Source organism: Lentzea sp. NPDC058436 (assembly GCF_042721515.1).
Classification (GTDB): Bacteria; Actinomycetota; Actinomycetes; order Mycobacteriales; family Pseudonocardiaceae; genus Lentzea.
Genome location: NZ_JBHXLF010000001.1, coordinates 1711646 through 1730525 on the forward strand (window position 1 = coordinate 1711646; position 18880 = coordinate 1730525).

18 protein-coding genes are annotated in these 18880 nt (G+C 71.3%); 6 read left to right on the top strand and 12 right to left on the bottom strand.

Annotation, left to right across the window (positions count from 1 at the left end; translation table 11 throughout):
* The first annotated feature begins 9 nt into the window (after positions 1-9).
* Entirely contained in the window at positions 10-2244 is a 2235-nt protein-coding gene (locus ACFWN2_RS07040) for a molybdopterin-dependent oxidoreductase (RefSeq protein ID WP_382425424.1), read from the top strand.
* Here the strand turns inward: ACFWN2_RS07040 and ACFWN2_RS07045 are convergent.
* The 3 genes from ACFWN2_RS07045 to ACFWN2_RS07055 form a co-directional block, all read right to left on the bottom strand.
* Positions 2220-3377, bottom strand: a complete 1158-nt coding sequence (locus tag ACFWN2_RS07045; protein WP_382425426.1) for an acyl-CoA dehydrogenase family protein — start codon at positions 3375-3377, stop codon at positions 2220-2222. The two genes, ACFWN2_RS07040 and ACFWN2_RS07045, sit on opposite strands and share 25 nt — an antisense overlap.
* Positions 3374-4594, bottom strand: coding sequence for an LLM class flavin-dependent oxidoreductase (locus tag ACFWN2_RS07050; protein ID WP_382425427.1), 1221 nt, complete (start codon positions 4592-4594; stop codon positions 3374-3376). The genes ACFWN2_RS07045 and ACFWN2_RS07050 overlap by 4 nt, the downstream gene beginning before the upstream one ends.
* Positions 4595-4673: 79 nt before the next feature.
* Positions 4674-5546 carry a LysR family transcriptional regulator gene (locus ACFWN2_RS07055; RefSeq protein WP_382425428.1) on the bottom strand — a complete coding sequence of 291 codons (873 nt, stop codon included), beginning with the start codon at positions 5544-5546 and terminating at the stop codon, positions 4674-4676.
* Positions 5547-5703: 157 nt separating this feature from the next.
* Here ACFWN2_RS07055 and ACFWN2_RS07060 point away from each other — a divergent pair, with 157 nt between their 5' ends.
* Positions 5704-6390, top strand: coding sequence for an alpha/beta hydrolase (locus ACFWN2_RS07060; protein WP_382425430.1), 687 nt, complete (start codon positions 5704-5706; stop codon positions 6388-6390).
* The gene (locus tag ACFWN2_RS07065; protein WP_382425431.1) at positions 6390-7742 is read left to right on the top strand and encodes an FAD-binding oxidoreductase; all 1353 of its coding nucleotides are present in this window, start codon (positions 6390-6392) and stop codon (positions 7740-7742) included. The genes ACFWN2_RS07060 and ACFWN2_RS07065 overlap by 1 nt, the downstream gene beginning before the upstream one ends.
* Before the next feature lie 5 nt (positions 7743-7747).
* On the opposite strand, the gene ACFWN2_RS07070 is transcribed toward ACFWN2_RS07065, so the two are convergent.
* The 4 genes from ACFWN2_RS07070 to ACFWN2_RS07085 all read right to left on the bottom strand — a co-directional run bounded on the left by ACFWN2_RS07070 (position 7748) and on the right by ACFWN2_RS07085 (position 10731).
* Positions 7748-8152, bottom strand: coding sequence for an STAS domain-containing protein (locus ACFWN2_RS07070; protein ID WP_382425432.1), 405 nt, complete (start codon positions 8150-8152; stop codon positions 7748-7750).
* A 63-nt stretch (positions 8153-8215) separates the two neighbouring features.
* Entirely contained in the window at positions 8216-8629 is a 414-nt protein-coding gene (locus ACFWN2_RS07075) for an ATP-binding protein (protein WP_382425433.1), read from the bottom strand.
* Positions 8630-8695: 66 nt separating this feature from the next.
* Complete coding sequence (locus tag ACFWN2_RS07080; RefSeq protein ID WP_382425435.1) at positions 8696-9874, bottom strand: MFS transporter; 1179 nt, start codon at positions 9872-9874, stop codon at positions 8696-8698.
* Between the two features lie 56 nt (positions 9875-9930).
* Positions 9931-10731, bottom strand: coding sequence for a class I SAM-dependent methyltransferase (locus ACFWN2_RS07085; RefSeq protein WP_382425436.1), 801 nt, complete (start codon positions 10729-10731; stop codon positions 9931-9933).
* Positions 10732-10791: 60 nt separating this feature from the next.
* Between ACFWN2_RS07085 and ACFWN2_RS07090 the strand changes: the two genes are divergently transcribed.
* Positions 10792-11373 (top strand): TetR/AcrR family transcriptional regulator, encoded by a 582-nt coding sequence (locus tag ACFWN2_RS07090; protein WP_382425437.1) that lies wholly within the window; start codon positions 10792-10794, stop codon positions 11371-11373.
* A 3-nt stretch (positions 11374-11376) separates the two neighbouring features.
* On the opposite strand, the gene ACFWN2_RS07095 is transcribed toward ACFWN2_RS07090, so the two are convergent.
* The 5 genes from ACFWN2_RS07095 to ACFWN2_RS07115 form a co-directional block, all read right to left on the bottom strand.
* Positions 11377-11874: a hypothetical protein gene (locus ACFWN2_RS07095; RefSeq protein ID WP_382425438.1), complete on the bottom strand. Its 498-nt coding sequence runs from the start codon at positions 11872-11874 to the stop codon at positions 11377-11379.
* A 97-nt stretch (positions 11875-11971) separates the two neighbouring features.
* Positions 11972-12883 carry a carbohydrate ABC transporter permease gene (locus tag ACFWN2_RS07100; RefSeq protein WP_382425439.1) on the bottom strand — a complete coding sequence of 304 codons (912 nt, stop codon included), beginning with the start codon at positions 12881-12883 and terminating at the stop codon, positions 11972-11974.
* Entirely contained in the window at positions 12880-14199 is a 1320-nt protein-coding gene (locus ACFWN2_RS07105; RefSeq protein ID WP_382425441.1) for an ABC transporter permease subunit, read from the bottom strand. The genes ACFWN2_RS07100 and ACFWN2_RS07105 overlap by 4 nt, the downstream gene beginning before the upstream one ends.
* A 5-nt stretch (positions 14200-14204) precedes the next feature.
* The gene (locus ACFWN2_RS07110) at positions 14205-15500 is read right to left on the bottom strand and encodes an ABC transporter substrate-binding protein (RefSeq protein ID WP_382425442.1); all 1296 of its coding nucleotides are present in this window, start codon (positions 15498-15500) and stop codon (positions 14205-14207) included.
* Positions 15500-16705, bottom strand: coding sequence for an ABC transporter ATP-binding protein (locus tag ACFWN2_RS07115; protein ID WP_382425443.1), 1206 nt, complete (start codon positions 16703-16705; stop codon positions 15500-15502). Before ACFWN2_RS07115 ends, ACFWN2_RS07110 begins: the two co-directional genes overlap by 1 nt.
* A 184-nt stretch (positions 16706-16889) precedes the next feature.
* Here ACFWN2_RS07115 and ACFWN2_RS07120 point away from each other — a divergent pair, with 184 nt between their 5' ends.
* Both ACFWN2_RS07120 and ACFWN2_RS07125 read left to right on the top strand, forming a co-directional pair.
* On the top strand, positions 16890-17579 hold the full coding sequence (locus ACFWN2_RS07120) for a response regulator (protein ID WP_382425444.1): 690 nt from the start codon (positions 16890-16892) through the stop codon (positions 17577-17579).
* A complete protein-coding gene (locus ACFWN2_RS07125; protein ID WP_382425445.1) occupies positions 17576-18832 on the top strand; it encodes a sensor histidine kinase in 1257 nt (418 codons plus the stop codon). Before ACFWN2_RS07120 ends, ACFWN2_RS07125 begins: the two co-directional genes overlap by 4 nt.
* Positions 18833-18880 lie beyond the last annotated feature (48 nt).

The following is an 18880-nucleotide window of genomic DNA, read 5'->3' on the forward strand; positions in this document are numbered from 1 at the left end:
GTCGCCGGTGTGGAAACCAGCGCGCACTGGGGAACGTACCGCGTCGAGGCGTCCGGCGGCGAGGTCGTCTCGGCACACCCTCGCGACGCCGACGCGGCGCCGGCCATCGGCAACGTGGTGAGCGGCAACCGGCACCGCTCGCGGGTGGCACGGCCGAGCGTGCGGCGCGGGTGGCTGGAGAACGGTCCCGGGCCCGGCCCGCGCGACGGCGACTTCGTCGAGGTCGGCTGGGACACCGCTCTGGACCTGCTGGCGAACGAACTGGACCGGGTGCGGTCGCGGTTCGGCAACCAGGCGATCTTCGGCGGCTCGTACGGCTGGGGCAGCGCGGGACGGTTCCACCACGCGCAGAGCCAGCTGCACCGGTTCCTGAACTCCGTCGGCGGCTACACGCGCTCGGTCAACGACTACAGCCGGGGCGCGAGCATGGTGCTGCTCCCCCACCTCGTCGGCGCGCAGGCCGCCCTCGAACTGCGCTACCGGCCCACGTCGTGGGCTGACCTGGCCGAGCACACCGACCTGCTGGTCAGCTTCGGCGGCGTGCGCCGGTCCAACACGTGGGTCGCGCCGGGCGGGCAGGCGCGGCACATCGGCTCCGGGCACCTGAGGGCGGTCGGCCGCACCACCGAGGTCGTCTCCCTGTCCGCACAACGGGACGACGCGTTCGAGGACCTCGGCGCCGAGTGGATCGGTGTCATGCCCGCGACGGACACCGCCGTGATGCTCGCGCTGATCCACGTGCTGGTGACCGACTCGCTGGCCGACGACGCGTTCCTGGCCCGCTACACCGTCGGGGCGGACGAGGTGCGCCGGTACGTGCTCGGCGAACTCGACGGCGTGGCCAAGACCCCGGAGTGGGCGTCCGCGATCAGCCTCGTGCCCGCGGCGACGATCCGCGCACTCGCACACCGGATGGCCGTAGGGCGGACCCTGATCAACGTCGTCTACGCGTTGCAGCGCGGGGAGAACGGCGAACAGCCGATCTTCGCCGCGCTCACCCTGGCCGCGTTCCTCGGGCAGATCGGGTTGCCGGGCGGTGGTTTCGCGCACGGCTTCGGCTCGATGGGCGACTACGGCGTCGGCATCGCCGGGCCGCGCCTGCCGACGTTCCCGCAGGGCACCAACCCCGTCGCCGACTACGTCCCGTGCGCACGGATCAGCGACATGCTGCTGCACCCCGGCGAGGAGTTTCCGTACGACGGCGGACGGTTGCGGTTCCCGTCGGTGAAGCTGGCGTACTGGGCGGGCGGGAACCCGTTCCACCACCACCAGGACCTGCGGCGGCTGCGCGACGCACTGTCCAGGTTGGACACCCTGGTCGTGCACGAGACCCACTGGACGCCGACCGCCCGGCACGCCGACATCGTGCTGCCGGTCGCCTCCACGCTGGAGCGCGAGGACGTCGCCGCGGGGGCCGGGGACAGCCGGCTGCGGGCGATGCCCCGCGTGGTGGAGCCGTTCGGGGAGGCGCGCGAGGAGTTCTGGATCTACGGCCGGTTGGCGGCACGGCTGGGCGCGGACTTCGACGAGGGGCTCGGTTCGCGGGAGTGGCTGGAGAGGATCTACGAGGAGTGGCGGGCCTCCGCGGGATCACCTCCCGCGCCCCCGTTCGCCGAGTTCTGGCGCGACGGCGGCGTGGACCTGCCCCAACTCCCCTACTCGGACCCGGTCTTCACGGACTTCCGCGCCTCCCCCGGCACCTCGCCGCTCGCCACCCCGAGCGGCCGCATCGAGCTGTCCTCCCCGGTGGCCGGCCAGGCCCGCTGGCGTGAACCCACCCAGTGGTGGGGCTTGCCGCTGGCCACCGAGTTCGACCTCCACCTGCTGTGCAACCAGCCGTCGCACCGCCTGCACAGCCAGCTGGACATGGGAGACGCGAGCCAGTCCACCAAGATCGCCGGCCGGGAACCGCTGCGCCTCAACCCCGCCGACGCTCAGGCGCGCGGACTGTCCACAGGGGACATCGCACGGGTCCGCAGCGCCCGGGGAACCCTGCTGGCCGGGGTGCTCGTCACCGACGCGCTGCTACCGGGCGTGGCGCAGATGCACACCGGGGCGTGGTTCGACCCCAGCGCGCCGGAGGTCGCCGACTGCGTGAACGGCAACGTCAACGTCCTCACCAGGGACGTCCCGACCTCACCGCTCACGCAGGCGACCAGCGGAGCACACGTGTTGGTCGCCGTCACGAGGTTCGACGGCCCGGTGCCGCCGGTGCGGGCCTACGACCCGCCGAGCACGCGCTGACCCGCCGCGATCAGAGCGGCGTCCTCCTGCGGTGGGTGCACGCGCACGCAGAGCACGTCCCGCAGGTGCCGTTCCAGCGAGTTCCGGCGGGACAGCGCGGGGTTGCCGAGCGCCGCCACCGCCGTCTGCACGGCGGAGACCACGGACCGGGCGATGGCCACCTTGATCACCGAGAGCTGCGGCCCGATCGCGTCGCCCGCCTCGATCCGCAGCAGCGCGCCGTGCAGCAACGTCTCCGCCTGCGTGATCTGCAGGTCGATCTCGCCCGCCACGGCCTGGATCCGTTCGGTCTCGGCGATCGGCTTGCCGAGGGCGGCGGGCACCCGTGACCGGGTGAACTCGGCGAACGCGGTCCGGGCGGCCCGCGCCACCCCGATGTACAGCGCGGGGTGGCCGAAGCTGCCGGGACCGGCCGCCGCGGCGGGATCGCGGTAGACGCCGTCCGGCGAACGCGGGATCTCGACGAACGCGTCCAACGGCAGCTCGACGCCGTCGTAGATGACGTCGTGGGTGTTGGAGGCGCGTAGTCCCAGGTGGTCCCAGGTGTCGACCCACGTGATGCCGGGCAGGTCGCCGGGGACGATCACGTGCCCGACCCGCGGTTGCGGATCGTCGGTGACCACCCACACCTGGTGGTACGCCAACGCGGAGGCACCGGTGGCGTAGGCCTTGTGGCCGTGCAGGAGCCAGCCAGAACCCGAACGCGAAATGGTCGTCTTCGGCAGGCCGCCACGGGCGGGAGCACCGAGCTCGGGTTCGGCCCGGATGGCGTTGACCGGCGCCGGACCGGCCAACGAGCGGCGCAGCACGTCGTCGTAGTACGCGGCGGGCCAGTGCGCGTGAGCCGCCTGGGCGGAGTGCGCCATCAGCGTGTTCGCCACGATCAGCGCCACTGACGGGTCGCCCTCGCCCAGCGCGGTGAGGATGCGCGCGGTCTCGCGGGGGCCGGCACCCGGTCCGCCGAACCGGGTGCCGACGGTCGCCGTGAGCAGCCCTGCCCGGTGCGCGACCTCCAGGCCCCGCACCGGGATCGCGCCGCTCTGGTCGTACTCCGCCGCCGTCTCGGCGAGCTCCGCGGTGACGGCGGTGAGGTCCTCGACCGGGACGGGGAGGTCGTACGCGGTGCTCGTCATGCCTGTCCCGCGACGGCGAACCGGCGGTACTCCTCGCCGTAGCCGCCGAGGTGGTCGGCCTGCAGCGTGCCGCGGGTGCCGGTGGCCTCCCGGTGCGCGATCTCCTGCCGCACCAGGGGAAGCACGTGCCTGCCGTAGTCGACGGCGTCGGCCAGCGTGTCGTAGCCGCGGATGCTCACCAGGTCGGCGCCCCGGTCGACGTAGTCCAGGATCGCCGCCGCCACCGTCTCCGGGGAGCCGACGAGCGCGGTCGACGCACCGGCCGCGTTCGTGACGGCCGCCGTTCGAGTCCACAGTGCACGGTCGTACAGCTCGCTCTTCTCGGCGAACGACAACGCGCGCTGCGAACCGACGTTCTGCGGGTTCCCGGCGGTGATGAAGCGCTGCTTGCCGTACGCGGCCTTGCCGAACGTGTCGGCGATCTTCGCGACGTACTCGTGGGCCTTCTTCCACGCCAGTTCGTCGGTCTTGGCGATGATCGGCCGGAACGTCACCCAGATCCGCGGCAGCGTCGTGCGGCCGGCGGCGCGGGCGATGGCGTGCACGCGGTCGATCTCCCCGCGCAGGTCGTCGAGCGGCTCGCCCCAGAAGCTGAAGATGTCGGCCTTCTCCCCGCCGACCTGGAACGCCTCGTCGGACTGGCCGCCGATGGAGATCGGGATCGGTGAGCCGTACGGCGCGAAGCCGGGTCCGAAGTCGTCGAACTTGTAGAACTCACCGTCGTGGCTGAACGGCGCAGGTTCGGTCCACGCCCGCCGCAGCAGGTCGATGTACTCGGAGGTGCGGGCGTACCGGCGGTCCTTGGGCAGGTAGTCGCCCTGCCGGGCCTGCTCGGCGTCGCTGCCGCCGGAGATCAGGTGGACGACCGCGCGTCCCTCGGTGAGCTGGTCCAGGGTGGCGAGCTTCTGCGCGCCCACCAACGGGAACGTCGTGTTCGGCCGGAGCGCGACGATCGGCCTGATCCGTTCGGTGAGCTGGCCGACGGCCGACGCCACGACGAACGAGTCGGCGCTCGCGGCACCGTACGGCAGCAACGTGTAGTCGTAGCCGCCCTCTTCGAGCGAGCGGACGTACGTGCGGAAGTAGTCCAGGTCGATGCCGCGGGTGGGGATCGGGTTCAGCTCTGTCGACGGGTTCAGGTGCGACAGGCTGATGAACTCCACCTTCGGCGAGGCGGCGGCGGGGATCTTCGCGTCGAAGACGGGTTCGCTGGTCACGGTTTCGACCGTATGCGCCGGTCAGACGGGGCGTCCAAGACAAGTCCGCGAAGCAAACCGATAGCCGCGCCTTATCGACTCACGCCCCTTTCGGCACCAGCTGCAGGTGCGGCCGCTGGGCGAAGAAGTCGGTGCCCGCCGACAGGGCGGTCTGCTCGACGTCCGCCGCCAGGCCGCGTCGCGCGACCATCCGCAGGTGGGTCGTCCCGGCGTCGGGGAGGTCGCCGTGGACGGTCAGGCCGGTCGGACGGCCGCCGGCGCTCGGCAGCAACGCGACGCCCAGACCGGCGCGGACCCCGGCCAGCACGCCTTCCAGGGTCGTGGACTGGCCGACGACCTCGACGCGGTGGCCTTCGGCGGCGAGCACCGACAGCGCGCGTTCCCGCAGCCCGCAGGGTTCTTCGAACGCCACGAGCCGGCACGCCGGTTCCGGGGTCCAGCCCCGCGGCGCGTACCAGACCAGCGGCAGCTGCCCGACGAGGTGACCGGCGCCCTGCCCGCTCGGGTCGAGGACGAACGCGAAGTCGACGGTGCCCTTGTTCACCGCCTCGGTGAGCTGGGTGGACCTGCCGATCTCGAACCTCGTGGAGCAGCCGGGGAACGCCGACTGCAACGCCCTGATCATCTCCGGGAGGATCTGCTCTGCGCTGTGCTCGGTCGAGCCGACCACGATGGTCCTGTCCTGCTCCGCGACCAGCCTGCGCAGCGACGCGTCGTGGACCTCGATGATCGCGCGTGCCTCGGCCAGCACGCGTTCTCCCTCGTGGGTGAAGCGCATGTTGCGGCCGTCGCGTTCGAAGAGCTTGCGCTTGAGGCCGCGTTCGAGCTGCCTGACGTGCTGGCTCAGCGCGGGCTGGCTGATGTGCCGGACCGCGGCGGCCTTGCTGAACCCGCCGCACTCGGCGATCGCGATCAGCGTTCGCAGGTGTTCGAGGTCGAGCGAATTCGTCATGCCTCGATTAGAGCCGACCCGAGCACGATTCGAGATGCCTGACCGGCATGTGAGAACGTGCGCGCGAGGGGCTTGCGGATTCATCACGCATCCGCATCGGTAGTCATCGAGAAACGCTCTTGGACTTCGCCCGCGCCCGCCGACCAGGGTGGTGCCCGTGACCACCACCTCCAGCACCGGCGCTTGGGACGAACCACCCGGCCTCGCGGCGCGCGGCACCGTCATCCTGCTCACCGGCCGCGGCGAGACCGCGCGGACCTACCAGCGCTTCGGCCGCCGGATCGCCACCGACGCCTACCGGGTGCGCGTGGTCGAGACCGACCTGGACGACCTCGTGACCACCCGCAAGCAGGTCGAGGCGCTGCTGGCCGACGACGACCTGCCCGCACCCAGGGTGCTCGCGGGTTCGGACACCGGCGCGTCGTTCGCCTCCCAACTCGCGGACCTGGCCGACGGCGTGGTGCTCGCGGGGCTCGCGCTGCCGGACAGCACGCCGGTCACCGGCTGGCAGTCCGAACTGGACGCGCGGTCCGCGTGCCCGACGCACCAACGCGTTCTGAGCGAGGACGCGGACTTCACCCGAGGCGCGCTCGCCCGGCCCGTGCCGAGCGACTGGGTCGTGGCACCGTCCACGGTGCCGACGCTCGTGCTGCACGGCGACAAGGACCCCGTCACTCCCCTGGCCGCCGCGTTCGCACCGTTCTCCGAGGCGCGCCTGCGGACCGTCGTCGGTGGCCACCACGACGTCCTCAACGACGTCTCCCACCGCTCGGTCGCCGCGACCGTCGTGCTGTTCCTGGAGAGCCTGAAGCTCGGCGGCGACCTGCCGGACATCGTGGTGTGATGGGGTTTCTCGACGAACTCACCGCCTCCGTCGGCGGCGTGTCCACCACCCCGGACGATCTCGCCGCGCTCGCGACCGACCGGTCCGGCGCCTCGTCGGGGAGTCTGCCGCTGGCGATCGTCCGCGCGTCCACCGTGGACGACGTGCGGCAGACCCTGCGACTGGCCCACGAGCGCCGCGTCCCCGTCGTTCCGCGCGGCGCGGGCACGGGACTCGCCGGGGGCGCGGTGGCCGGGCGCGGTGAGGTGGTGCTGGACGTCAGCGGCCTGAACCGGATCCTCTCGATCGACCCGGTGGACGAGGTCGCGGTGGTCGAGCCCGGCGTGATCACCGCGGCGCTCGACCGCGCCGCCGGTGAGCTCGGGCTGCGGTACGCCCCGGACCCGGCCAGCGCGGAGATCTCCACGATCGGCGGGAACATCGCGACGAACGCCGGTGGCATGCGGTGCGTCAAGCACGGCGTCACCAGGGAAGCCGTGCTGGGACTGGACGTCGTGCTCGCGGACGGCCGGTTGATCAGCACCGGGCGGCCGACCGTCAAGGGGGTGGCGGGTCTCGACCTGACCGCCCTGTTCGTCGGGTCTGAGGGAACGCTGGGCGTCGTGGTCGGCGCGACCCTCCGCCTGCGCCCACTGCCGGTGCACACCCTCACCGCCGTCGCCGCGTACGACAGCGTGCTCGCCGCAGCCACGGCGTGCAGCGAACTCGCGCGGGCCCGCCGTGAGCCGAGCCTGCTCGAACTGCTCGACGGCGCCACCCTGCGCGTCATCGACCGGGCGCAGGGCACGGACTTCGCCGAACGCGGCCAGGCGCTCGTGATCGCGCAGGCCGACGGCGCCGCCGCCGAAGCGGAGATCACCGCGATCGGCGAGGTCCTCGGCAAGGAGGCCACCTGGACGTCGCTCGCCGCCGACCCCGCCTCGTCCGAGGAACTGCTCTTCGCGCGCCGCAAGGCACTGCCGTCGATCGAACGGTTCGGCCGCGCGCTGATCGAGGACATCTGCGTGCCCCGCTCCCGCCTGGCCGAGGCGTTCCAGGGCGTCGAACGCATCGCGGACGCGCGAGGGGTGGAGATCTACTCGTTCGCCCACGCGGGCGACGGCAACCTGCACCCGATCATCGCCTACGACAGGACCGCCGACCGCCCGCCGGAGGCCGTGCGGCAGGCAGGGGACGACGTCTTCGCCCTCGCCCTGGAACTGGGAGGAACGGTCACCGGCGAGCACGGCGTCGGCCTGCTCAAGCGGGACTGGCTCGCGCGCGAGGCGGGCGACGACGTGCTCGACGTCCACGCCAGGATCAAGTCCTCATTGGACCCGCGCGGAATCCTCAACCCCGCCAAGGGTTTCTGACGGCGTCAGCGCCGCCGTTGCGGTGGCACGGTCCGGACCGCGGCGAGTGCCTCGGCCAGGCTCGGGTGCAGCGACAGGACCGCGTCCGCGCCGGACATCTCCAGCGGGCGCGAGACCGTGCGGCCGCCGACGACGGCGAGCGGGACGCCGTCCGACACCGCGTGCCGCCACACGTTCAGCACCAGGTTGATGCCGGCGGACCCGAAGAAGCTCACCGCGCCCAGGTCGACGACCAGACCGGCGGGCTTGCGCCGCACGGCCGAGAGCGCCTGGTTCAGCGGCGAGTCCTCGGTCGTCATGTCGATCTCGCCGGCGACGACCACGACCGTGATCCCGTGGTGGTCGACCGTGTGGGCGGTCAGCACGCTGACCGTTCCGTCCGACTGCCGGTCCATCGCCCGCTCTCCCATCGGCACTCCGTGCGAAGCATCGGAGGTCAACCCTACCTCCACGCTATTGCCCCGCGGGGATCGTCACAACCGCTGGTCCTCGCACCAGACCAGCGCGTACACCGTCTTGCCGCCCTCCGCACGAGGCCGCGTGCCCCACGCGTGGGTGATGTTGTCGATCATCACCATGCCCCTGCCCCGGTTCCCGCCGAGCCTCGACTCCCCGTACACCGGCTGCTGCACCGAGTCGTCGTCGGCCTCCACCGCCACCTGGCAGCCGACCCGGTTGAGCAGCAGGCGCAACCGCCCGCCGCCGGTCGTGTGGTCGAGGACGTTCGACACGAGCTCGGTCACCACCAGCAGCACGTCGTAGAGGTGGTCCTCGCTCAGGCCGGGCAGGGCCTCCTGGACGTGGCCGCGCATCGCCGACACCACGGTGCTCCGCTCGATCGGCAGGTCCATGACCAACGACCAGAGACCCTCGCCTGTGGTAGTCACGGATGCAGTGCCTCCAACGTGCCGAGCCGTTCGCCACCCGGCACGGACCGTACCGTGATCCGTTGCTCAGCGGGCACTTTCGGGCGGGACACGACCGGCGGCCACCGCCACGACGACCTGCACGACGGCGAGCACGCCGACCAGGGCGAGGGACGCCGTCCACGAGCCGGTGCGCTCGGCGAGCACGCCCGCCAGGACCGGGCCCAGCGCCGCGAACAGGTAGCCGAGCGACTGGGCCATGCCGGACAGCTGCGTGGTCCCCTGCTGGCCGCGGCCGCGCAGGCTGATCAGCGTGAGCGCCACGACCAGCGACGCGCCCGTGCCGAGACCCGCGACCACCGCCCACACGATGCTCCACGACGGCAGCAGCAGGAGCCCGGTCACGCCCACGACCATCGGCACGCTGGCGGTGACGGCAGCGGTGACCTGGCTGTCGCCGCGCCGCATCAGGCGGGGGATCGCGAGGCCGGACGCGACGCCGACGATCTGGTAGACGAACAGGTGGACGCCGGCCTGCCCGGCGGGCACGCCCGACGCCATCTCGACGGTCGGCAGCCAGGTGACCATGACGTAGAACGTCGTGGACTGCAGTCCCATGAACGCCGTCACCAGCCACGCGGTCGGCTGACGCCACACGCTCACGGCCGCCTGCAGGTTCGTGTGCGCGGTCTCGACGACCGGCCTACCGGTCCACGCTCGTGGCAGCCACAGCACGGCGACGACCAGCGCGGGGATCGCCCAGAACGCGAGCGCGCCACGCCAGCCCGCGGCGTGCGACAGCGGCACCGCCACCGCGGACGCGACCGAGGCCCCGACGGTGATGCAGGCGGAGTAGACGCCTGTCGCCATCGACACGTGGTCGCGGTAGTCGCGCTTGACGATCGTCGGCACCAGCACGTTGCCGATCGCGATGGCCGATCCCGCGACCGCCGTGCCGATCCACAGACCGGCGTCACCGAGGACGGCCCGCAGCGCGGTGCCGGCCGCGAGCACGACGAGGGCGGCCAGCAGCGTGCGTTCCACCCCGAACCGCCGCGCGGGATGCTGCACCAGCGGGGAGATCGCCGCGAACGCCAGCAACGGCAACGCTCCCAGCAGCCCGAGCGCCCCCTCGGAGAGCCCGGTCTCCTCCCCGATCTGCGGCAGCAACGGCCCCACGGAGGTCAACGCGGGCCGGAGGTTGAGCGCGACCACGAACACCAGCGCGACCAGCACTGACGCGCGCACTCCCGTACGTTCGATCATCGGACCACCTCCGACCGCATTGTTCGCGTGCCGACCGGAAGCGCTTCGAGCGGGGCCTACGTGCGGACGGCGGTGAGTCCCCAGGTGGCGTACGGCAGCGTGACGGTGCCGCCCAGCTCGTCGACCGCCGCGCCGACAGCGGCCAGCACCTCGGCCAGCTGCTCCGGCGGAAGGGTCGTGAGGCCACCGGACGTCGGAACCAGGTCCAGCAGCTCGTCACGGCTGTAAGCGCGTTCCCAGTCGTGACGCCACAACACCGGTTCACCGAACCCGCCCGCCTCGCGGACCCCGTCGGCGGCCCGGACGTACAGCCCCTGATAGGCGTCCAAGATGGACACCTCGGATCTCCCCGCGATCGGTGAGTCAGGCGCGAGCCGCCGGTAAGTGGCAGCGAGGGCCTCCGCGACGACGGGCGGCAGTTCGTAGACGTGCCCGAACGGCGCGAGCACCCCTCCCGGACGCAGGACCTGGGCCGCCTTGGCCGCACCCGCGACGGGGTCGACCCAGTGCCACGCCGTGCCGGAGACGACCGCGTCGAACGTGCGCCCCGCAGGCTCCCACGCCTCGAACGTCGCGACCTCGACCTCGACGCCGGTCCCCCGCGCGAACTCGGCCATGCGCGCGTCGGGTTCGACACCGAGGACCGTCCGACCGGCCGCCCGGAGCTGCCGCGCCACAATGCCGGTCCCACAGCCGACGTCGAGACAGCCGGGCCCCACGGCCGCGATCCGCTCGATCACCGCTTCGGGGTAGGCGGCCCTGGTGCGGTCGTACCGCTGGGGATCAACGCCGAACGACTCCGCCAGCCGACGGTGCCGATGCGGTTCCGGTGCAGGTGGGGGCGCTAGAGTGACCATGTGCCCACTCTAGTGGGCAAGTGCCCACTCATGGGTTCGCCCTGAGCTGAAGGAGAAGGTGTGCCCACTGGAGTGGCGCTGCGCGACCCGCGTCAGCAGCTGTTCGACGCCGCCCGGCGCGTCCTGCTCAGGGACGGGGCCAGCGAGCTGACCAGCCGCGCGGTCACCGCCGAGGCCGGCGTCTCCAAGGGGGTGCTGCACCGGCACTTCGCCGACTTCGACGCGTTCCTCACCGAGCTGGTGCTGGACCGCATCGCGCAGGTCGAGGCCCACGCCGCCGACCTCGTGGACAGAGCGGGCTCCGGCACCGTCACGGACAACCTGACCACCGCCCTGGTCAACGGCTTCGACCCGGTCGTGGTGGCGATCGTGGTGCTCGTCATCGCCAGGGACGAGCTCCGCACCCGCCTCCGCGCGGCAGGCACCGCCCGGTTCCCGCTGGTGGGCGAGACGACGGCCGTGGTCGCCGGCTACCTGAGGGCCGAACGCGACCTGGGCAGGATCGCACCCGACGCCGACGTCGACGTGCTCGCGCCCACGCTGATCGGCGCCGCGCACCTGCGGTTCACCGAGAACGGTCCCGAGGCGCCCGAGTCGGTGCGCAAGGTCGTGACGACGGTCCTGGCGGGCGTTCTGCGGTGACCGTCAGCAGGTCACCGACGGCTCCACCACGTTCCTCAGCCCGGCCGCCATCCCCGTGAACCACGCGAGCGTCGGCGTGACGGGTTTCCCCGTCGCCCGGCCCGACTCGTCCGTCACCGCGTCGAGCACGGCCAGGTACCAGCGGACGACCCGCGCCCACGCGACCACGGCGTCGGGTCCGAGCGTCACCAGGCCTCCGGCGGGCGGCAGGCAGCCGAGGTGCGTCCGCACGCACTCGGCCACCTCCGCCAGGCAGGGTGCCTCCTGACAGGCGAGCACCCAGTCCGGTTCGGACTCCCCCAGTTCCGCGCGCAGGATCGCGAGCAGCCTCGGGTCGGCCGTGGTCCCAGGGGGAAGCGCACGGCCCGCCACCCCCGTGTAGGTACCGGCGCGGTGCGCGATCAGCCGCAGCAGGCTCGCCGCGTACCCGCGCAGCACACCGATCTCGAACTCGTCGAAGTACCCGACGACCTCGGTGTCACGGCGGTCCCAGCAGATCACGGTCCGAGTAGACCCGCTCCGGGAACGCCGGACGCCAGAACCGGCCCCACCCGACACCTTGGTGCGGAAACAGTGCCCTCACGTACATCGGAGGGCATCATTTCGTGGATCCCGCGAGCACGCCCTGCACGAAGTAGCGCTGGAAGGCCAGGAACGCCACCAGCGGCACCACCATCGACAGGAACGCACCGCTGGCGAGCAGGTCGATGTTGCTGCCGAACTGCCTCAGCTGCGACCGCAGCGCCACGGTGAGCGGCGCCGAGTCCGGGTCCGCGAACACCAGCGCCACCAACAGGTCGTTCCACACCCACAGGAACTGGAAGATCGTCAGCGACGCGATCGCGGGCTTGCCGATCGGCAGGATCACCCGCCGGAAGATCAGCCACTCCTTCGCTCCGTCCATCCGCGCGGCCTCGATCAGGTCGCGCGGGATGCCGGTGAAGAAGTTGCGCAGCAGGAAGATCGCGAACGGCAGGCCGAACGCGACGTGGAACAGCACGACACCCGTGATGGTGCCGAACAGGTCCAGTGCGCCGAACAGCTTCGCCACCGGGATCAGCGCCACCTGGATCGGCATCACCAGCAGGGCGACGACGACCAGCGTCAGCCAGTCGCGGCCGGGGAAGTCGATCCAGGACAACGCGTACGCGGCCAGCGCGGAGATCACGATCACCAGCACCGTCGACGGCACGGCGATGTAGACCGTGTTGAGGAACGACCGCAGCACGGTCGAGTCGGCCAGCAGCGAGGCGTAGTTGCCGGCGGTGAGCTCCGCCGGTTTGGTGAAGATCGTCCACCAGCCCGAGGACGTGTTGGCCTGTTCGTCCCGCAGCGACGCGACGAACAGGCCGAACACCGGTACCAGCCAGAAGAGCGCGACGAGCGCGAGCAGCACCTGGACCGCACCGCCACCCAGCCGCGCCACCAGCCTGGCGCCGCCCCCTCGCCGGGGAGCCCCGCTCACCGGAACCTCCACCTGCCCGGTCTCCCTGGTCATCAAGGTCGTCACGTCTGCTCCCGGCGGAATCGGCGGATGTTGAAGAGCATCGCTGGGGCGACCAGCAGGAACAGCAGCACCGCGAGCGCGCTGCCCGCGCCCTGGTCTCCGCCGGCGCCGAACGACACCTGCCACATCTGCAGGGCCAGCACGTTCGCCTCCTCCTGCACCGAGCCCGGCGCGATGACGAACACGAGCTCGAAGATCTTGAGCACGTTGATCACCAGCGTCACGAACACGACCAGCAGCACCGGAGCGAGCAACGGCACGGTGACCTTGCGGAACACCTGCCACTCGGTGGCGCCGTCGACGCGCGCGGCCTCCAGGGCGTCACGCGGGATCGCGGCGAGCCCCGCGGCGATGAACGTGATGGCGAACCCGGTCATGATCCAGATCCAGGAGGAGATGATCACCGGGGTGATCAGCGACGGACCGAGCCACGTGAGTCCGCGGAACGGCAGCGCGAAGTTCTGCTCCACGAGCCGGACGGTGTACTCCCCCTGAGCCAGACCGGCGAACGCGAACTGGCCGTCGTCGCCCGTCATCGTCCTGCCCGCCACCTGGCCGGACGGGTCGAGCGCCTCCACGGTGAGTCCGGGCAGGCTCCTCTCCGCCCTGTCAGGTGTACCGGTCACGCCGCCCGCGGACACGTCGAGCCACGCGACACCGCGCAGTTCGCCGGGGCGTGCCTGCGGTGGTGCGACGGCGGAAGCGGTGTCCGGCAGGTCCTTCGCCGGGAACCCGACCAGCGGCACCGTCACCACGTCGCCGGGCGCGTACCTGTCCGCGGTGGCGAATCCCTCGTCCCCGGCCGCGAAACCGGTGTTCTCCCTCGGCCGTGCACCGGGATAGGGCGACGGCGAGTCGAACACGTCGTGCACGCCGACCGCCGCCGCGTTCACGATGCCCTGGTCGGGGTCCTCCTCGTAGACCAGCCGGAAGATGACCCCGGAGGCGAACAGGGAGATCGCCATCGGCATGAACAGCACGAGCCGGAACGCTGTCGCCCAGCGGATCCTCTCGCTCAGAACGGCGAAGACCAGGCCCAGGCAGGTCACCGCCGCAGGGGCGACGACGACCCAGATCACGTTGTTGCGGAAGGCGGTCAACGTCCGGTCGTCGGTGAAGGTGTCGACGTAGTTGCGCACGCCGACGAACTCGGTGCCGGTCTGGTCGAAGAAGCTCCGCACGAGCGAGAACACCAGCGGGTACACGACGAGTGCGAGGAGCAGGATCGCGGCGGGCAGCAGGAACAGCACCGCGTTGCGGGGGGAGCGCCCCGGCAGCGCGGTGCTGCCGGGGCGCGGGGTGGGGCGGGTGGTGGGCACTCGTGTCACTTCCCGTAGGCCTTGGCGGCGTTGGCTTCAAGGCTCTGCACGACCGCGTCGAGCTTCGAGGGGTCGGCGAGGAAGTCCTGGAGGTCCTTCCACATCCCGGCGCCCTTGGTGCCGCCGAACGCGGACGGCGTCAGGTCGGACAGGTCGAACCGGACGTTGTCCCCGGCCTCGACGAGCTGCGTCGCGAGCTCCTGGCTCACCGAGTCCACGTAGGTCTTGACCGCGATGTTCTTGTTGGGCGAGAGGTAACCGCCCTTCGCCGCCCAGACCTCGCCGGCCTTCGGCTGCGCGAGGAACTTCATCAGCGCGTTCGTCGCTTCGTCGTCGCGGAACTGCACGGCGATGTCACCACCGACGACGGCGCCCTCGGGGCTGCCCCCGACCGACGGGAACGGGAAGAACTTGGCCTTGCCGCCCACGTCCGCCTTGGTGTTCGCGCGGATCACGCCAGCCACGAAGTCGCCCTCGAAGACCATGGCCGCCTTGGGCGGGTCGCTGAAGACGTTGGTGACGGACTTGGCGAAGTCGGTCTGCAGCGCGGTGGACGCACCGCCGTCGATCAGCTTCTGGTCCGCGAAGAGAACGGCGAGCACTTCAAGCGCCTTGCGCACCGACGGATCGGTCCACGGGATCTCGTGGAACGCCAGCTTGTCGTACATCTCGGGACCGGCGGTGCGCAGGTAGACGTTCTCGAACCAGTCCGTCAGCGTCCAGCCGTCCGCGCCGCCGATGGACACCGCGGCGGTCCCGGTCTCCGAGACGGTCTTGCTGACGGCGATGAACTCGTCCCAGGTCTTCGGCACGCTGACGCCGGCCGTCTCGAACGCGTCGGAGTCGTACCAGACGGTGGACTTGTTGGCCACCTTGAAGGTGATGCCGTACATCGTGCCGCCGACGCTGCCGAGCTTGCTCCAGATCGGCGCGTAGTTGTCGGCGACGGTCTGCTTCACCTCGTCGTTCAGCGGCTTCAGCACGCCCTGCTTCGTGAACTGCTCGACCAGGCCGGGCTGGGGCACGAGTGCCACGTTCGGTGGTGTGCCGCCCTGCGTTCTCGTCTGCAGGACGGTGGGCAGCTCGTCGCCCGCCGCCGTGTAGCGCACGGTGGCACCGGTCTGGGACGAGAACTCCGCGAGCACCGCCTCGAACGCGGCCTGCTCGTCCCCCGTCCACGTGCCGACGACGTCGAGCGTCGCCCCTTTCAGCCCGCCCTCACCGCTGCCGGCGGAGCCGGAACCGCAGGCGGTCAGCGTCAGCAGCGCCGCGAGTGCGACGGTGAACTTCTTAGCGCTCATCAGGTCTCCTGGAACCAGATTGACGACCCGTTGGCCGGGTCGAAGAAGTGCAGGCGAGACGTGTCCACCCAGACCGCCACCGGCTGGCCCTCGTAGACCTTGGTGCGGGGGCTGAACCTGCCGACGAGGACCGACCGGCCGTCCGCGGCGGGCAGGACGTCGTCCGCGCCGGTGTCCGCGGCCAGCGCCCGCGTGTCGTCGGTGACCACCGGGGCCGCCTCGACCGGGAAGTGCACGAGCACGTCGGACCCCATCGCTTCCACGAGGTCGGCGACCGCGTGCAGGATGCAGCCCTCGGAGGCCTCCACGAGCGTGGCGTCCTCCATGTCCTCCGGACGGATGCCGACCACGACGTCCTTGCCGACGTGGTTCCGCAGACCGGGCCGGTCGTGCAGAACGGACTCCGGCAGCAGCAGGGCGTCGGAGTTCAGCTCGACCCAGAGGCGGTCGTCGTCGTCCAGCGTCAGCCTGCCTGCCACGAGGTTCATGCCGGGCGAGCCGATGAAGCCGGCGACGAACAGGTTGACCGGACGGTCGTACAGCTCCTGCGGTGGGCCGACCTGTTGCAGCACACCGCTCTTCATCACCGCGACGCGGTCGCCGAGGGTCATCGCCTCGGTCTGGTCGTGTGTGACGTACACGGTCGTGACGCCGAGATCCCGCTGCATGCGCGCGATCTGGGCGCGCATCTGCACGCGCAGCTTCGCGTCCAGGTTGGACAGTGGTTCGTCCATGAGGAACACCCGCGGCGCGCGGACCATCGCGCGTCCCATGGCCACGCGCTGCCGCTGCCCGCCGGAGAGGTTGCGCGGCTTGCGTTCGAGGTGGTCGCCGAGCTCCAGCATCGCCGCGACCTTGCGCACGCGCTCGTCGATCTCGCTCTTCGACAGCTTGCGCAGCGTGAGGCCGAAAGCGATGTTGTCGTACACGTTGAGGTGCGGGTAGAGCGCGTAGGACTGGAACACCATCGCGACGTCGCGATCACGCGGCGGCACGTCGTTCACGACCGTGTCGCCGATGGTGATCGTGCCCTCGCTGATGGCTTCGAGGCCCGCGATCATGCGCAGCGCGGTGGTCTTGCCGCAGCCCGAAGGCCCGACGAGAACGAGGAACTCGCCGTCGGCGATGCTGAGGTCCAGTTCGGTCACGGCGCGGGTGCCGTCGCCGTAGGCCTTGCCCAGGCCGGTGAGAAGTACTTCTGCCACGCCAACTCCACAGCTGTGACTGAGAACACCGCTGGTGCGGGTCGGCGACGAACATAAACGTCGTTGCCCTAAAAGGAAGTTAAAGCGACGACACGGTTTCATAAGCCGTTCACGTGACCGAAACACCACGAGACCTGCCCGAAAGTTCGTTTCCGGGGAACGACTTCACGACTACCGTCGAACGATGGGCGCAACGCTGGTGGTCGAGGACGACGCCGCAATCCGGACCGCGATGACGCAGACCCTGCACGGACTCGGGCACACGGTCCACCCGGCCGCTTCGGCGGCGGAGGCACTGCGCGCGGCGGCGGCGATCGACCTGGACCTCATCCTGCTCGACCTCGGGCTGCCGGACCTCGACGGCGTGCAGGCGTTGCGGATGCTGCGGGGAATCACCACCACACCGGTGCTGGTCTCCACCGCGCGCACGGACGAGGACTCGATCGTGTCCGCACTTGAGGCGGGAGCGGACGGCTACATCACCAAACCGTTCTCCGCCAGTCATCTCACCGCACGGATCGGCGCGCTGCTGCGCAGGAGTTCCGGCGCCGCGGGTGGCCCCGCCGTCGCGGTGCTGCGCGTCGGTGAGCTCACCATCGATCTCGACGTGCGTTCAGCCGCTCTCGGAGAACGCCCGCTCACGCTGACGCGCAGGGAGTTCGACCTGCTCACCTTCCTCGCGCGCAAGGCCGGTCAGGCGATACCGCGCGACGAGATCTGCGAAGGCGTGTGGGGCAAGCGGTTCGATGGTGACACGAGGAGCTTGGAGGTGCACGTGTCCTGGTTGCGCCGCAAGCTCGGCGAGACGGCCGCCCGCCCGCGGTTCGTCCACACCGTTCGAGGAATTGGTTTCAAGCTCGCGGTTCCCCGGTGACGAGAGCGCTGCGCCGGGCGGTGTCGGCAGCGCTCCTCCTCGTCACCGTCGTCGCCGTTCTCGTGTCGTTCGCGCTGATGACCTTGCGGGACCGCGAGAAACGCCTCCAGGACGAGCGGGACGTCGAGCTGATCGCCGCGGTTCTCGCGGTCACGCAGGACCGGGAGGCGCTGCGCGGTGCCGTGGCCAGGACCCGGTCAGGTCCGGAAGGCCGCCTGCTGGTGCGGCTGCCGGACGGCGGCACCCTCGGCACCACCCCCGGTCCGGCGGCGGACCTCTCCGCCCGCCACCTGGCCGCGCCCGGTGGCGGGGTGCGGGTCGAGATCACGTCGTCCCCGGCGCGGTTGCCGCTGGTGGAGGCGGGAGTGCTGCTGGTGGCCCTCGCCGTCACGTGCCGCGCGGCCGCAGCCCTCGCGAGCCGCCTCTTCCACCCCGTCGTCGTCTCCCTCCGCGCGCTGACCGAGGCTGCGGGCAACGGCGAGCGAGTCGCGCTACCGGGCCCTCCCGAACTCGTCGCGCTCGCCGGTGCCATCAACGCGGCGACCGACGGGGCGAAGCAGTCGCTGGCGCGTGAACGCGAGGTGATCGCCGACGTGTCCCACCGCCTGCGCACGCCCCTGACGGCGCTGCACCTGGAGGTCGACGCGCTGGACGACGACCCGGCGACCCAACGCATCCGCGCCTCGGTCGTGGCGATGGAGCGCGACGTGGACAGGCTGATCCGCGCCTTCGCCACCACGGCACCGACGACAGCCGCCGGCACCTGCGACCTGGTCGCCGTGGTGGCCGCGCGCATGGCGTTCTGGTCGGTCCACGCGGAGATCCAGGGCAGGCACTGCGAACTGGCACTGCACGCGGACGCGGCGACCGTCCCGCTCAACCGCGACACGGTGGAGGCCGTGCTGGACGTCCTGCTGGACAACGTCTTCCAGCACACCCGACCCCCCACTCCCCTGCTGGTGGAGGTGGTCGCGCACGCCGGCTGGGCCAGACTGGTCGTCGAGGACGGGGGCGACGGCATCGCGGACTCCGAGGCCGCACTGCGCCGCGGCTCCAGCGCACGGGGCTCGACGGGGCTGGGACTCAGCATCGCCAGGACCGCCACTGAGGCGGCGGGCGGGGGCGTCCGGGTGGATCGCGGAAAGCTCGGCGGTGCCCGCGTGATCCTGTCGTTCCAGGAGAACGGCGACCGCTCCGCGCCCGAGAGCCCGCTCGCGTGGCGGTTGTGGACGGAGGCGCGCCGGCCCTCGTGAGCGGCGGCCTCGCATGGCGTCGGATCGAAGCGCACCGGTCGCCCCGAA